This is a genomic window from Methanosarcina siciliae T4/M (assembly GCF_000970085.1).
In the GTDB taxonomy this organism is placed as follows: Archaea; Halobacteriota; Methanosarcinia; order Methanosarcinales; family Methanosarcinaceae; genus Methanosarcina; species Methanosarcina siciliae.
Window position 1 is genome coordinate 236,493 of record NZ_CP009506.1, and the last position, 15,792, is coordinate 252,284.

The 15,792-nt window shown below is 46.1% G+C and carries 12 protein-coding genes; 1 reads left to right on the top strand and 11 read right to left on the bottom strand.

Going from position 1 to position 15,792, the window contains the following annotated elements; translation table 11 throughout:
* Positions 1 to 14: 14 nt before the first annotated feature.
* From MSSIT_RS22720 to larE, 4 genes are all read right to left on the bottom strand, one after another.
* Complete coding sequence (locus MSSIT_RS22720; RefSeq protein ID WP_156157235.1) at positions 15 to 173, bottom strand: hypothetical protein; 159 nt, start codon at positions 171 to 173, stop codon at positions 15 to 17.
* Between the two features lie 374 nt (positions 174 to 547).
* The gene (locus tag MSSIT_RS01095) at positions 548 to 1,102 is read right to left on the bottom strand and encodes a DUF531 domain-containing protein (protein ID WP_082088837.1); all 555 of its coding nucleotides are present in this window, start codon (positions 1,100 to 1,102) and stop codon (positions 548 to 550) included.
* A gap of 156 nt (positions 1,103 to 1,258) precedes the next feature.
* Positions 1,259 to 1,720 carry a GNAT family N-acetyltransferase gene (locus MSSIT_RS01100; protein ID WP_048169293.1) on the bottom strand — a complete coding sequence of 154 codons (462 nt, stop codon included), beginning with the start codon at positions 1,718 to 1,720 and terminating at the stop codon, positions 1,259 to 1,261.
* An 80-nt stretch (positions 1,721 to 1,800) separates the two neighbouring features.
* A complete protein-coding gene (larE, locus tag MSSIT_RS01105; protein ID WP_048169294.1) occupies positions 1,801 to 2,664 on the bottom strand; it encodes an ATP-dependent sacrificial sulfur transferase LarE in 864 nt (287 codons plus the stop codon).
* Between the two features lie 321 nt (positions 2,665 to 2,985).
* Between larE and glmM the strand changes: the two genes are divergently transcribed.
* A complete protein-coding gene (gene glmM / locus MSSIT_RS01110) occupies positions 2,986 to 4,332 on the top strand; it encodes a phosphoglucosamine mutase (RefSeq protein WP_048169296.1) in 1,347 nt (448 codons plus the stop codon).
* Positions 4,333 to 5,236: 904 nt separating this feature from the next.
* Here glmM and MSSIT_RS01115 read toward each other — a convergent pair.
* The 7 genes from MSSIT_RS01115 to acnA all read right to left on the bottom strand — a co-directional run bounded on the left by MSSIT_RS01115 (position 5,237) and on the right by acnA (position 15,294).
* Positions 5,237 to 6,361, bottom strand: a complete 1,125-nt coding sequence (locus MSSIT_RS01115; protein WP_048174410.1) for a TIGR04013 family B12-binding domain/radical SAM domain-containing protein — start codon at positions 6,359 to 6,361, stop codon at positions 5,237 to 5,239.
* A 70-nt stretch (positions 6,362 to 6,431) separates the two neighbouring features.
* Complete coding sequence (locus MSSIT_RS01120) at positions 6,432 to 7,538, bottom strand: site-2 protease family protein (RefSeq protein WP_048169298.1); 1,107 nt, start codon at positions 7,536 to 7,538, stop codon at positions 6,432 to 6,434.
* 108 nt (positions 7,539 to 7,646) lie between these two features.
* Positions 7,647 to 8,081: a DUF126 domain-containing protein gene (locus tag MSSIT_RS01125; protein WP_048169299.1), complete on the bottom strand. Its 435-nt coding sequence runs from the start codon at positions 8,079 to 8,081 to the stop codon at positions 7,647 to 7,649.
* Complete coding sequence (locus MSSIT_RS01130) at positions 8,068 to 9,273, bottom strand: aconitase X (RefSeq protein WP_048169301.1); 1,206 nt, start codon at positions 9,271 to 9,273, stop codon at positions 8,068 to 8,070. Before MSSIT_RS01130 ends, MSSIT_RS01125 begins: the two co-directional genes overlap by 14 nt.
* A 229-nt stretch (positions 9,274 to 9,502) precedes the next feature.
* Positions 9,503 to 10,771 (bottom strand): UbiD family decarboxylase, encoded by a 1,269-nt coding sequence (locus tag MSSIT_RS01135; RefSeq protein WP_048169303.1) that lies wholly within the window; start codon positions 10,769 to 10,771, stop codon positions 9,503 to 9,505.
* 244 nt (positions 10,772 to 11,015) lie between these two features.
* Positions 11,016 to 12,083, bottom strand: coding sequence for a citrate/2-methylcitrate synthase (locus tag MSSIT_RS01140; protein ID WP_048169305.1), 1,068 nt, complete (start codon positions 12,081 to 12,083; stop codon positions 11,016 to 11,018).
* A 412-nt stretch (positions 12,084 to 12,495) separates the two neighbouring features.
* Complete coding sequence (acnA, locus tag MSSIT_RS01145; protein WP_048169307.1) at positions 12,496 to 15,294, bottom strand: aconitate hydratase AcnA; 2,799 nt, start codon at positions 15,292 to 15,294, stop codon at positions 12,496 to 12,498.
* Positions 15,295 to 15,792: the final 498 nt, after the last annotated feature.

The window sequence follows — 15,792 nt, forward strand, 5'->3', positions numbered from 1 at the left end:
AAAGCTTATGCAGGTTATTTACCCTGCACACCGCCAATCATAAAGCGGTAAAGGTCTAATTCATCTGAGTCGAGGCTGTCTGTACAGCCTTTTACAACTGTGTGGTAGCCGTTTTTACGGGTTTTGTATTTATATTCACTTCTTTTTCTTTCTTCGTGATTCAGCTCACTCATAAGTTTTCCTCCTGTCTCTTCAATGCTTGCGCTTATTTCAGGGCTGGAATTTCGTTCTTTCCGGATGCAAGCCTCCAGATTAAGGTAAATCTTCCAGTATTCCAGAATAATAAATTCCTCCAGAATGGATTTTAGTTCCGCGCTTCTGAATGTCAGCCCTTTAAATGCAGGCTAGGATTCCAGTCCTCCCGGTTCCCGGCCCGCTACAGCGCAGCGAGTGTCGTTCATATCCACAACAAAATATTAATTGTATTTCGCAATATATATCCATTCCGGATTTTTTTTTAAATTGCCTTAAAATTTTTTGAATCATTCGAATTTTTGGTTGGGTGCCCTATCAGTTCTTTTGTATTCAGATCTTGCGAATATTAAGCCTAAGCTCTTTTTTTTATTTCCAAGATTTCCATGAGCCCTGAGAGATGCGCAGGTATAGCTCCTATTGCAGTGCATGTCTCAAGGGAAAGTCCTTTAGAGGTGATATCAAGCTGGTATTTCCCTCTCTCAAATAGTTCTTTTGGAAGTCCTTTGTGCCCGAGACCCACAAGAAATAGAAATGAACGGTTGCGTAACGCTTCTTCGGCAATTTCCGCAGGCAAAACTTTCCTTTTTGGGTCTGGCTTTGAAGTGGTAATAACGACATCTCCGAATTGAGAAGGAAAGCCTTTCTTTGGAAGGTCGGCAACTGAAAGGTGGCTTTTTTCGTAAAGAGTCCTGAGATAACTTCCCGATTCTCCGATGGTGGTCTTCTCCATTACAAAAGAGACCAGCTCTTCGGCGGTCATTTTGAACGGGAAGTCGTAAAGGGCAAGATGGAACCCGAAAGCGTGGCAGATTGGAGCGGCCCTGGCAATTGCACGGTAATGCGCATCGAGAACTTTGATCTTGTCGTAAGTATTAACTATTCCGAGAGTGAGCATAAGCTTCTTCATATGTTTTTTTGTAATATAATGTTTCGTTAGTTTCTTTCAGGTTTGTTCTCAAAAATTCTTCTTTTTTTCAGGGCTTCTTCCTTTTCTCAGGACTTCTTCCTTTTCTCAGGACTTCTTCCTTTTCTCAGGACTTCTTCCTTTTCCCAGAAACTCTTTTCAGGAAACTCGAAAATACTTCATGGAATGCTGGGCACACTTTCCAAAATGCTCGCAATTCCTGCAATCTTCCCAGAGAAGTAATTTTTCAGCGTCTTCCATTTTTATAAAACCAAGTTTTTCAAAAAAACTCGGAGCAGTTGTCCGTACATATAATTCATGTGCAGGGTCTCCGGGGGCCTGCGGAAAATCCACAGTATTAATTAGGTACTCCATAAGCCTCGTTCCGATTCCTTTTCCCCTAAGGTTTGGATGCACGGCAATGGAGTGGAGCTCCATAACGGTCTTCTCTCCTGATCGGTTCCTGATGAGGGCAGCACACCCGACTACCTTTCCTTCATTTTCAGCCATCACAAAGTCCTCGGGCTTGAGTCCTTCTATGTCCAGAAAATAAGTGGAAAGGAGTTTCTGGATTGCAGGCAGGTCTTTTTTTTCAGCTTTTCGGATTACGATTTCTATCATATTTTTTCAGCAGCAGCTTTTTTAAGGTCGATCACGCTCATCCCGGAAGTCTGGTTATTCGATATTTTATTCCTTTTAGCTTATTCCCTTTCTGCTTCTTCTTCCTCTTTTTTCTCTTCTGTTTTCTCAGTTATTTTCCGCAGGTGGGGCTCGTCCATACTCCCGGAACGGAAACCTTCAAGGTCGAGGGTTACAAAGTCAAAGCCGAGGCTTTTAAGGTGTCTGGATATTTTTTCTTTTTTGCGGATTGCGTCTTCAAATTCATCCTCGGAAACTTCTATTCTGGCAAGATTTGAATGCATCCTTACCCTGAATTGCGTAAAACCCAGAGCTAAAAGATAGTCTTCGGCTTTTTCTATTCTCTCGAGAGTTTCATGGGTGATAGGCTGCCCATAAGCAATACGGGTTGCAAGGCAGGCTGCTGAAGGCCTGCTTGCTGCTGAAAGGGCACGGTTTGAGGCAATTTCCCTAATCTCTTCTTTTGTAACATTGAACTCTACAAACGGGGAAAATATCTTCTCTCCGGCTTCCTTGATTGCTCTGTATCCTGGACGGTTTTCCCCTTTTATTTCCGAAGCATTTGTCCCTTCAAGCACGACATTGTATCCGGCTTTCTCAGCGAACTCTACCAGGGTTTCAATAAGGGCTTTTTTGCAGAAATAGCACCTGTTAATCGTATTTGAGGAAAAATAGGGCACACTGGTCAGGGAGAACGGGAGGACCTTATGCTGAATCCCGATTTCACAGGCTGTCTGGGCAGCGGTTTCAAGCTGCTTCCTGGGAAACAGCGGAGAATCTATAGTTACGGCCAGGGCTTTTTCCCCCAGTTCCTCAAAAGCAAGTGCAGCAAGGGTAGAACTGTCCACTCCTCCTGAAAACGCAATGACTGCACTTTCTCTGGCTTTTATAGCCTCCTTTATCATCCCGATCTTTGCGGTATCCATTAATTACGAGTTTCGGCTAATAAGATATATGTATTTTCCATTCCTATAGTCAGAAGGTTCCTTACAGCAGCCATAATAAAGGGATATATGGGTGTACTCTAATCGGGGCTGGTCAGGATTTTTCCTACCGTATAGACTCTCGAAACAACATCATTCCAGACACTACTTTAATTAATATACTTTAATCTCTCATGCTTTAATCTCCCTGTACCGAAGCTTTATCTTCCTATCAGGGTTCTGGTTTCAGGAATAAATCTAATTAGAACCTAATTTCCCTATAATAGTATAATTTTGATGCAAATGATGAGATGGAGATCTTAGATGGAATTATTCGGAACTAATGGTGTACGTGGTATTGCCAATGAATTTATAAATCCTGAACTGGCAGTCAATTTAGCCAAAAGCCTGGGTACGTACATGGGCTCAAAAGGTACGGTTGCAATAGGCTGTGATACCAGGATTTCGGGCCATATGCTGAAATCAGCAGCAATTGCCGGAGCTCTTGCAACAGGCCTGAATGTGATTGATGTTGGGACTGTCCCTACTCCCTCCATTCAGTATTATGTGCGCGACTATGCTGATGCCGGGATCGTTATTACGGCATCTCACAATCCCAGGGAGTATAATGGAATCAAGTTTATTGCAGGAGATGGCTCCGAATTCCCGAGGGATGGGGAAAGGGATATTGAAAAAATTTATTTCTCAGGCAAATTTTCGACGGTTTCGTGGGAAAAAACAGGAAATTTCAGGATTGATCCGTCAGTTAATAATTATTACATTAAAAACATAATCCGCGCAGTAGATGCCGAAGCCATACGCAGCCGGAAATTTAAAGTGGTTGTGGATACGGGCTGCGGTGCAGGCTCCCTTACCCTTCCTTTCCTGCTCGGGGAACTTGGCTGTGAGGTGCTCACCCTCGGGGCCCAGCCTGATGGGACATTTCCGTGGAGAAACCCGGAACCCACGCCGGAAGTCCTCACCGAGCTTTCGGACCTTGTTAAAAAGACCGGGGCAGCTTTCGGGGCAGCACATGACGGGGATGCGGACAGAATAGTCTTTATGGACGAAAACGGAGAATTCGTAAACGAGGAAGTCCTGCTTGCCATGATGGCAAAATATATACTTGAGCGTGAAAAAGGACCGATAGTTACTCCGGTAAGTTCTTCCCAGCGCATGGCTGACGTCGCAAAGGAAGAAGGGGTTGAACTTCACTGGACCGCTGTAGGTTCAATCAATGTCGCCCGAAAGATGATGGAAACAGGTGCCGTTTTTGGGGGTGAGGGTAATGGAGGCCTTATTTTCCCCAAGCACCAGTACTGCCGGGACGGAGCAATGGCGTGCGCTAAAATCCTTGAGATCCTTTCCGGAGGAAAAAAGCTTTCCGAAACAACCAAAAGCGTGCCCGTGTACTTCAATGCAAAGACCAAAACGCCTTCCAGGGATGTTGCGGGCACTATGGGAAAAATCCGAAATGAGACTTCAAACCTGGGGCTCAAAATAGATACTATTGACGGGGTCAAGATCTGGTATGAAGATGGATGGGTCCTTATACGTCCTTCAGGTACCGAACCTATTTTCCGAATCTTTGCCGAGGCAAAGAAACAGGAGAGGGCAGAAGAATTAATGCATGAAGGTTTGGAAATGGTCTTAAAGGCCGAAAAAACCTGAACAGGAAATTGAATCTTCAGGAAATTGAATCTTCAGGAAATTGAATCTTCAGGAAATTGAATCTTCAGGAAATTGAATCTTCAGGAAATTGGGTCAAAAGGGTAGATTACAAATTCATGGGGGGCTCAAATTGATCTGAGCCTTTATCTTCCCTTTCTTTATTCTAACTTAATCGCTCCTTTAATCGTTCCTTTTTCATTGATTACCATCTGCATGATGCCGGAAGTTGAGGTCAGAAAAATGAATTGGCCTTGAGTTCCTTATCTAATTCTCGATTTGCTTAATTATGATTTATTATGTATTGTATTAAGATAAGTAACAACAAATTATAAATAGATTGAAGTATTTCTTACTTTTGGGAATTAAAACAGATGCATTTTTCCTGTAGATAAATGTGTCAGTCTGAGAGTCTCCTAATCGGAAAAACATACACCTCCTAAATGTAAAAAGAGAAGGTTCGAAGTCACCTGCTAAGAAGAACAGAAAGAGCATTACAGGCTCGATAAGTATCCCAAAAAGAGAAATAAATAAGGGATCAGCACACCTTTGAAATATACGAACCGTCAAACCTGAAAAATCGGTGAACATAATTTAAAAACGGGCATAGATCAAACCTGCAAACATAAAACATTTTTACGAAGGATTCTTGAAAATAAAAGAGCTCTTTACGGATTCCTTAAACGGATTCCTGAAAAGAGTTCTTGAAAATTAAATACAGACTACAGACCTGAGATTTGATTCCGATTAACGGAATTTTGCCATCAGGGTAAATTTACAGGATCAAAAACAAAGGCTCCTTGTGCGGTTAAATTCAAAAACAGATTCAAAGCAAACAAAGGATCGGGGTTTTAAAGCTGGTACCGGAGTTATGCCGACTTTCCTCAATCCTACTCTCCTTTCTTTTTTATATCTTCCTGTGTTTTTCCCAGTAACCTGTTAGTTTTCCTCCAAGGGCTAGTTTTCCAAGCTCCCGCTTTACCCGGTTGCTAACCTCCGAAGGAACAGCTGATGCGTACGGAGTTCCCGGAAGGGGGGTCATGTAATGAGCCCTGACGGTTCCGCCCCTTTTGCAGATCCAGCGGACAAGTTCAAGGCTTTTTTCCTGATCCTCTTCAGTTTCTGAGGGAAGCCCGAAAATAAAATCGACTGCCGGAACAATCTCATGTTCCAGGCAGCACTCAACAGCTGAAATGCTGTTCTCAACCGTATGCCCTCTCCTTATTTCTTTAAGGATACCGTCACTCCCTGACTGGGCTCCAAGGCTAAGGCTGTCGTTTGCACAATATTTTCTCACAAGTTCTACAGATTCTTCGGTCACGAACTCGGGGCGCACTTCGGAGGGGAAAGTCCCGAAAAAGATCTTTTTATCGGGCAGTTCACGGAGGGCAGAGAGCAGTTTTTCTACCTTATCGAACCTCGGGTGAATTCCATCGCTTCCGTATGCGAAAGCATTTGAAGCTATGAAACGGAGGTCGTCATAGTACCGTGCATTCTTCAGGATGGAATCAATGCTCCTGTGCCTGACTTCTCTTCCAAAAAGCCTGGGCGTCTGGCAGTACTTGCAGCCCCAGGGGCATCCGCGACTGATCTCAATGGGAGCCCGGAGTTTTTTCGGATCGAAACAGGGGTATGCGTCCAGGTTCACATGCGGTCTTTCCGGAGTTTTGATCACTCTGCCGGTGTCTGCTGATTTGTAAGCGATTCCCTTTGCCTCTCCTGGGTCTCCTCCCTCTTTCAGGACCTTCACGAGTTCAGGAAGGGTTTCTTCCCCTTCACCAATAACCACGTAATCAAAATACTCAAGTGTCTCTTCAGGGGACCCGGATGGGTGCGGTCCTCCTGCAATGAAGATCGAATCCGTCCCTGCATTTTCAACCTCCCTGAAGATTTTCGCTGCCTGCCGTGTAGTAAAACTGTAGATCATGATCCCGTTCTGGGGTTTGTCCGTAAACCCTGCTTCGGGAAGTAAGGGGGAAAGGACCGCAAAACTGTATGAGTTTTTTTTGCTGTACCGAAAATTCACATCCATTTTTTCCTCTTCCCGGGCCTTTTTAGTCCTCTTCAGTTTTTCCATTTCTCTTCAGTTTATCCGTTTCTTCTCATGTTATGGGTTTAAAAGGAATCAGGGTAAAGCAGAGAAGCCCGAGGATAAAGGTAAGGATTCCTATAAGGATGCGTTTTCTGTCCAGCTTCATTTTATCATGAAGGGGGGATGGGTGCCCGGCTGCTGCAAAGGCCCAGAGGAAGAGCGCCCAGAATATCCAGATAAAGCCGTCTCCTCTTAACCCGTAAACCACATAAATACCTATCAGGAAAAGAACCCTGGGCATCATTGAAGATACCCAATTCGCTTTTTTACCGAGCATTGCCCTGAGCACGTGCCCGCCGTCAAGCTGCCCTGCAGGAAGGAGATTCAGAAGGGTTACAAACATCCCCACCCAGCCTGCAAAAGCCACAGGGTGCAAGTCGGTTCCCGTAACCCCGACAAGTTTCTGGAGCATCACAAAAAGAGGGGGGAGGCCAAGCTCAAACATCAGAGAATCGGGCAACGGTTTGATTGCAGGCGCATCAAGACTCAGCCCGATTATGGTAACCACAATTGAGACCAGAAGCCCTACAAGAGGTCCGGCTATTCCCACATCAAAGAGGGCTTTCCGGTCAGGAATTGGTCCTCTGTAACGGATTACCGCTCCCATAGTACCTATGAAAGTCGGAAACGGGATAAAATAAGGGAGAGACGTTTTCATCCCATGGTGCCTTGCCATTGCATAATGGGCCATCTCATGGGAGCCGAGCACAGCCAGTATTGCAAGGGTGAAGGGCAAGCCCTGGATAATCTGCATGGGGGCACTCCATAGATCAACCCCAAACATCCAGGCTCCGCAGATCATAGTTGTAAAAACTGTTGCTATGAAAAGCGCAAGGTTTACCCAGTGTTTTTCTTTTGCCTTTTTTACGGGGGAAATAATAAGAACGTGTTCCCCAAGCTCGTACTTCAGAGTGCCTCCGAATCCTTGCTGTTCGAGGGGAGTCCAGAGTTCCCCCATCACATTTTCGGTATCAATTTTAGGGGTGCCGAAAAAATAGATAATCTCTCCGGACTTCTGGATTTCATATACGTCAAATACCCTCGTTATGTAAGGGTATATGCGTGAAATCGTCTCTTCAGTATCCGAATTCTCCTGACCTTTTCTTCCCTGTTTCATTTTAAGTTTCACGTCTCTGGAGCTTGGGGTTTCTTTTAGGTTCTACCAATACGATTTCCATGTTTTACGCTTAAGCGGCAGGTATTAAGGCTTAAGGTTTAACCTGTATTATTCTTCTACTTTACTGCCTTTCGGTTCAAGCAATTCGATATATCCCTCACTGCCGTTTACCTGAACAATGTCTCCATCCTTTAAAAATTCATACGGGCTTTTTTCCAGCATATCAACTAAAGGGATTTCAGATATAATTGCCCCTACCGCTACTATAGGTTCGGTTTCCAAATTGATAATCGCCACCGGAGCAGCTCCGTTTTTCTTCAGCTGGTACATTACATAGGAGCCGACAGTCGATCCTTTCCCATGAGGGAAAACAAGCACCTTTCCTTTGATTGATTTTCCTGCGAGAGAGTTTTTTTCCTCGACAACAATTCCAGTTTTAGGGTCCACACTGCCAAGGAAGGATATGGGGTCTCTGGAAATCAAAACTTCCCCTTCTGCACGTCCCCTGGAAATTGCCCTGCCTTTGAATTTAATAGGAACCACCTGCCTTCTTTCCTTTCCTTCCGGTTGCCTCCTCGACGCAGGCTTCCATATTCCCGTATACACTTTCAGTCCCACACATCCCGGGCACGTAGGCAAAGGCTTTTCCCGAATTCACCATGACGCAGGAGTAGCTGTTGGTTGCCGGGGAAACTACCATGCAGGTATCGCAAACGACCTTGGCCCCGCTTTCTTCAATTGTTCTAATATGTTCGGGGTAGCGGTTTGCAAGTTCCCGCGAGGTAAAGATCCAGGTTTCCTTTGAAACCGTTTTTCCTTTCAGGAGCTCAGCCGCTTTTTTAAGTTCCGCTGCAGAGCAGTGGGGGCAGCCTATAGTAATCAGTTCGGGTTCTTTACCGGCCCTTCCTCTGCTCTCGTAAACTTCATCAAGCTGGCTTCTCTCGATAATTATCTTTTCTTCGGGCTCTTCAAAACCCAGCCTGCAGGCTTCGGGGGTCACTCCTTCAACATGATAAAGCGCCACTGCACCGGATGCCGCCATTGCAGCTCCAAGGGCTTTAAGTTCGTCTTTTTCCGGTGTATTCTTCAAACGGAAAATAGGTACCCTGCTTCCAATGATTTTGCCTGCCACGTAACCAAGTGCTCCGTAATCCGATTCTTTAAGCGGGAACTCCACCCCTATAGAGACTTCAGGAACACGGTTTTTCTCAAGATGGAACCCATAGTTTGCAGTTTTTCCAAGGAGCGCTGCCGAAAGAGCTGATGGTCCTCCTTCCCTGTTCGTCCGGGCCCCTATTACGGAGTTTGCGTAGGAGATGGCTGACGATTCGCTCCATGCCAGATGGTCGCCGTAGCCCACGGAAAAGCCCTCGAGGGTATAGGGAGTGCAGGTACATTCACAGCGGATGCCGAGCTTTTTATAAGCCTGAACAATTGCCTTCTGCTTTTCTGCAAATTCGGGGGAGATCTTCAACCTTTCCCAGTCTTCAAGGTCCATCCCGGCCGGGTTCAGGATTGCGGGAACCTTTACCTGTCCCTCCAGGTCCGAGATCCATTCAAGTCCGGCATCACCTATGGTTTTATAAGAAACTCCTGCAATCTGGGCGCTTTTGATAGGGATTAGCCCGTCTGCTCCGTAGATGTCTCCGAGAGCCACAAGGATTTCAATTGCCTGCCTGAGAGTCTCTCCTGCCTCTCCGTTCAGGATTTGTTCTTCTTCTTTTGTAAGATACATGAAAATTCACTCTTTAGTTGCCAGGTAGTAAACAGGGATGTAATATATTGAAGCAAAGATATATTGAGGCAGAATAATTATTGATGTACAAACTATTAAAACAAATACGGAACACTGAAGTGAGTATAAAATCCTAAAGCAAGGTAAGGGTATTCCATATCCCCTGTTTGCAGTCCCTTTAAGTTTGTCTGCCCTTTAAAAGTTCCGTATTTTAAAAGTTTCATCTCAGTTATTTTTCAGGAATCACTGCCCTTTCGAAGTTTTCTTTTTCAATAAGGACTTTTGTAGCATCGATTCCCACTTTCGTGGTTGTCCCGTCAGGAGCTCCTCTCGGGTCAAGGGAGCTGCCGCGGACATTGGGAATAATGAGGATATCCATATCCCCTTTCACCCTTGTAGCAACTGCGAACTCGACATCGGCAGGGTCAAAGATATTTATGTCCTCATCCACGATCACCACATGCTTCAGGCTCGTATGGGCTGCAAAGGCTGCCATAATTGCATTTTTCGCATCTCCTTCGGTCTGCTTTTCGATCTGCACGACTGCATGGAGGTAACAGCATCCTCCTTCTGTTAAGACCACGTTTTTAACGGTCGTAACTTCCCCTACAGCCCTGTATATCCTGGGCTCATAAGGAACTCCCATCATCAGGAGGTGCTCGGGGCCGGCCGGCAGAATTCCGTGGTAGATCGGGTCTTTTCTGTGGATAACACGGGTAATGCGGATCACAGGTTCTTTCCTTACAACATCGTATGTTCCCGTAATGTCCACAAACGGTCCTTCATCAACTTTTTCCACAGGGTCAACGTACCCTTCGAGCACAATTTCGGAGTGAGGGACTTTTACCCCGTTTGAACACTCAAAAAGTTCTACAGGAGCTCCCCTCAGGGCAGCTGCGTATTCAAATTCTTTTCCTACGGGCACTCTTGTAGTGGTTGCGTAAGTAATCGTGGGGTCGCAGCCGATAACAATTGCAACGGGCAGAGGTTCGCCTTTTTCTGCAGCCTTTTTATGCAGGAGGTATGTATGCCTCGGAGGGACGAGGCGAGCTGCGAGTTTTTCTTTCCCCACAAGCATAAGGCGGTGGATGGAAGCATTAATGGTACCTCCATATTCGGAAACTACAATCCCTGCAGTTATGTATGGAGCGCCGTCTTTTTCAAAATGGGTAAGGATAGGCAGTTTTGTGAGGTCAACCTCATTTTCTATGACCTCAAGAGTAGGAGATTCCGAAACTATCCGGATTTCTCCTCCAGGGGATACTTTCGAAAGCTTCTTTATTATTTCTTCTTTGGGGACTCCGAGCATGGACGCAAGCTCGTCCCTGGAGCCAAGCAGGTTCATGATGACCTTTGAACCCGAAATGTCGTGGAAAAGGATAGGAGCTTTTGTTTTTTTTGCGATCCTTGAAGCTTCGAATCTCGGGGAAACGGGCTGCGGAACTTCTACCAGTTTTCCGTTTTCTCTTAACTGGCCTATAAAACTTCTATAAGTCATGGGTATCTGGATACCAAAAAGCTGTCAGATGATAAAAAGATTATCTGATCCAAGGATTATCTGATCCCGGGACTTAACAGCTTCATTTCCTGTTAACCGATAATCAGTGTCTTTTCGATTTAAAATGTAATGAAAGAGGGGTTCAGTTCTTGAAACACCCTATCCTCTTGAAAATTGTCTATTCTTAAAAATTTGTTTGTTAACCTGTCCTGCAGGTTTCGGGCAGAGCCAGGTTTTTTAGGTTTCAACATTCGTCGAGCATGAAGGCCCTGGGCCTTATGATCTTTTTTCTATCATACTGGTCAAAGCAATGGGCTATCCAGCCTGAGATCCTCCCGATTGCAAAAATCGAGGTTGCAAGCTGCGGAGGAATTTCCATATATTTGTAGATGACTCCGGAATAGAAATCAACGTTCGGATAAATCGGTTTTCCTCTCTTTTCCACAAGCTCGCGGATAACAACATTTTCGATTGCTTCGGCGGTTGCGTACCAGTGCATGTCCCCTCTGGATTCGGCCAGTTTCTTTGCGAGTTGTTTGAATATTGCGCCCCTTGGGTCATAAGTCTTGTAAACTCTGTGCCCGAAACCCATTATTTTTTCTTTCTGCGCGATTTTTCCAAGGACAAATTTCTCAGCATTTTCGGGGCTTGCAACTTCGTTGAGCATGGTCATAACCTCTGCCCTTGCCCCTCCGTGAAGGGGACCTTTAAGGGTACAGAGCCCTGAAACAACTGCAGAGTAGAGGTCGGACATGGTTGAAGCTGTAACTCTGGAGGAGAAGGTGGATGCATTCAGCTCATGCTCGGCACTGAGAATAAAGTCTTTTTCCATGACTTCGGCATCCAGGGGGTCTGGCTTGCTGCCTTTTATCATGTGCAGGAAATTGGCTCCGTGGGAAAGGGAAGGGTCCGGAGGTAAAGGTTCCTTTCCATTTGCCATTCTATAATAAGTAGCAACAATGGTCGGGACTATAGCAATTAACCTTATGGCTTTTCTCATGTTTCCTTCGGGGGAACTGTCATTCAGGTCGGGGTCGAATTGTGATATGAAACAAATAACTGTACGCAGTGCTTCCATAGCATCAATATTGAAATTGCACATGCGGATGATGTCCAGAACCTCCCTGTTGATTCCACGTTCCGCATGCAGGCGGGCCGAGTACTCGGCAAGTTCCTGTTCTCCGGGGAGCTCACCCCGGATTAGCAGATAGGAAACTGCATCGTAAGGAAGTTCAACCAGTTCTTTGATGTCTACTTCCCTGTATTTCAGAACACCCTCCAGCCCGTCGATGAAACATATATTTTTACTCATTTTCTACCTCACAGTTATGCCTAGAGGATTTTCAAAAAATTTTGAAATTGGGGAATCCTCTGATTATAAGTGAAAGATTTCGCACGAGGACCTTTTTGGGCCCAAAAATAGGATCACAATGCAATTGTATTATCATCGAATAAGTATATTAAATTTGTTGAAATTGTACCTTTAAATCATTTTAAATATATTTACTGAAGTTCAAATTCCTGCCATCTGGGTCTCTCCCCATATCTTAAATGTAAATTCAAATATTCTTTGTAATGTGTTTAGCTTCAAGATACCTATTTAACTAAAATAACCGAGTCTCCAGGATCAAATAAAAAAGGTTCCGGAAAAAAGAAGAAACCTTAACAAGGCTTGCGGAACCTCTCTAAAAATTCTTGTCTGCAATACTGGCATACTCAACCCGTTATTTTTTCTTCACCGAATCCCGCAGGAACTTATGCAATATCCCGCCGTTCCTGTAATACCCTATCTCCACGGCAGAGTCCAGTCTCAATGTTACTCTGAACTCTATTTCTTCCCCTTCATCGTCCTTTGCCCTTACGGTAAGCTCTCCATGGGGCTCCATCTGCTCAATGCCAAAGATATCGTAGCTTTCCTTTCCAGTGAGCCCGAGGGTATCTGCGTTTTCTCCTGGCTTAAACTGCAGGGGCAGGACTCCCATACCCACAAGGTTGCTCCTGTGGATGCGCTCAAAGGACTCGGCAATAACCGCCTTTACTCCAAGGAGGAATGTACCTTTTGCTGCCCAGTCGCGGGAGCTGCCTGTCCCGTACTCTTTTCCTGCGAGTACAATCAGGGGTACATCGTTTTCCGCATAAAGCAGAGAGGCATCATAGATCGGAATTCCCTCGCAGGCTTCAGGCGGGAAGTCTTCTCCTCTGAGGTGGGAGACAGTCCAGCCTCCCTCCCTGCTTACAAGCCTGTTCCTGAGCCGGATGTTCGCAAAAGTCCCGCGCATCATTACCTCATGGTTACCCCGGCGTGAACCGTAGGAATTGAAGTCTTTCCGGTCCACACCCCAGGATATCAGGTATCTGCCTGCCGGGCTGTCTGTCGGGATATCTCCGGCAGGGGAGATGTGGTCTGTGGTAATGCTGTCTCCGAAAAGGGCAAGGACCCTGGCATTCTGTATATCTCCGGGCAGAGGCAGGGTATGCAGGAAATCCACAAAGTAGGGCGGTTCCTGAATATAAGTGGAGGTAGGGCTCCAGTCATAAAGGGTGCCCTCAGGCACATCCAGCTCTTTCCAGAGTTTTGCCCCTTCCAGAACTCCTGAGTATTCTTTTTTGAACATTTCAGGTTTAACGCTGTTCTTTTCAGCTTCCCTTATCTCTTCATTTCCGGGCCAGATGTCCCTGAGGTAAACAGGGATCCCGTTAGGGTCATAGGCAAGGGGTTCGGTTTCAAGGTTTATGTTTACCGTTCCCGCGATAGCATATGCAACGACAAGCGGTGGGGAGGCGAGGTAGTTTGCTTTTACATGGGGATTGATCCTGCCCTCGAAGTTCCTGTTCCCGCTGAGTACGGCTGCAACCGTAAGGTCCTTCTCTTCAATTTCCTTTGCAACATGTTCGGGCAGAGGGCCGCTGTTCCCTATACAGGTAGTACAGCCGTACCCTACCTGGTGGAAACCGAGGGCTTCAAGATAGGGAAGAAGACCTGCGGCTCCAAGGTACTCGGTAGCCACTCTTGAGCCCGGAGACAGGCTTGTCTTCACAAAAGGTTTAACCCTCAGACCCCTTTCAACTGCCTTTTTTGCGACCAGCCCGGCCCCGATCAGGACCGAGGGGTTGGAGGTATTGGTACAGGAAGTGATGGCCGCGATAACAACGGACCCGTGCGTGACCCTGAAGCCTTTCTCATGGGGTTCAACCTGTTTTACCTCTTCTATTTCGGCTTCTTCTACCGGGGCTCCTCCTTCCCCCAACCAGCGCTGATAAGCCGGGTCTCTTGCAAGCTTAGCGCCTCCTTCCTTCTTTCTTATAAATGTCTGCCTCATTGTTTCACGGAAATTTTCCGGGACCTCATTCAGGAAGAGCTGGTCCTGCGGGCGTTTCGGACCTGCAAGACAGGGTTTTACAGTCCCCATATCAAGTTCGAGATTGCTGCTGAAAAGAGGCTCGGGTTTGTGGATCGAGTAAAGCAGGTCCTGGGCTTCCAGATACTTTTTAACAAGTTCGACCTGCTCGTCGCTCCTGCCCGTTCTCTTCAGGTAGTTTAAAGTCTCCGTGTCAGGCGGGAAAATCCCGAGGGTGGCTCCGTATTCGGGAGCCATGTTTGAAATCGTTGCCCTGTCCGGGAGGCTTAAGGAATTCAGGCCGGGCCCGTAGAACTCGACAAACTTGCCGACTACCCCGTGTTTTCTTAACATTTTGGTGATCGTAAGGACAAGGTCCGTCGCAGTAACTCCGGGTGCCGGTTTCCCGTAGAGTTTGAAGCCCACTACCTCAGGAACAGGCATATAGTAAGGCTGTCCGAGCATTACGGCTTCGGCTTCTATACCGCCGACACCCCATCCGAGCACTCCTATCCCGTTGATCATTGTGGTATGGGAGTCAGTCCCTACAAGGGTGTCAGGGAATGCAAATAATTCGCCTTCCTTCTCTTTCAGGTGCACGAGTGGGGTTAGGTACTCGAGGTTAACCTGGTGGATGATCCCTCTTCCGGGGGGTACGACCCTGAAGTTGTCAAAGGCGTTCTGTGCCCAGCGGAGGACAGTATAACGCTCCCTGTTGCGTTCAAACTCCTTTTTCTCGTTTTCCTCAAGGGCGTATGCTGTCCCGTAAGAATCGACCTGAACCGAGTGGTCAATTACCAGGTCGGCAGGGATTACAGGGTTGATTTTGGCAGGGTCTCCTCCAAGGCGCTCCATTGCCGAGCGGAGGGCTGCAAGGTCGACTACCGCAGGCACACCTGTGAAGTCCTGCATAATTACCCTTGAAGGAATAAACGGAATGTCCCTATCACTTATGTTTTCAGGACTCCAGCGGGCAAGGGCTTCCACATCCTCTGCAGCCATCAGGTGCTTTTCAGTATCCGCATGCCGGAGCAGGGATTCCAGCAGGATCCTTATAGAGTAGGGAAGCAGGGAAATCCCTTCAAAGCCCTTTTCTTCCAGTTTGCTCAGTCTGTAAATCGTAGCTTTTCCGGCAGTTGTTTCGATGCTATCTCTTACCCCAAAGGGGTCCGGACCTTCTCTCATTGTACTTTTTACCTCCAGCAAAAATATGAAGTATAGATAAGTAATGGATTAAAGATATCGTGACTAATTCACTCATTAAATCTTTATCTTATGAAACTTCCTCCCTTTTATCCCTGAGACTATTTTATTCCTTCGGGCTTTTTATCTCCATTTTTTTGCAGGCAGGAAGTTTATCCCTCCTCTCTTCGACTGATTCTCTGTCCTCTACATTTTCCTGGAAATTAAACTAATTTATTTATATGCCACTTTTGATTATATGCTATTGAATATTATACGATGCACCATATAATTACTATTGGCTTCTCGATCCCCCACCCCTATCCGTCAAGTTCCGGGATATGAAGTTCAGAGGCCGGGAAATAGTTTCAGGGACCCAGAGTTTTCTGAATCTCTGATGGAAGGATAAATTGTCCGAAAAAGAGTACAGGGCTTCATAGAATTATAAATCAAAAAGAAGGAAAATCAATCGAAAAAAGGAAATGAGCCTTTTATAGAGAC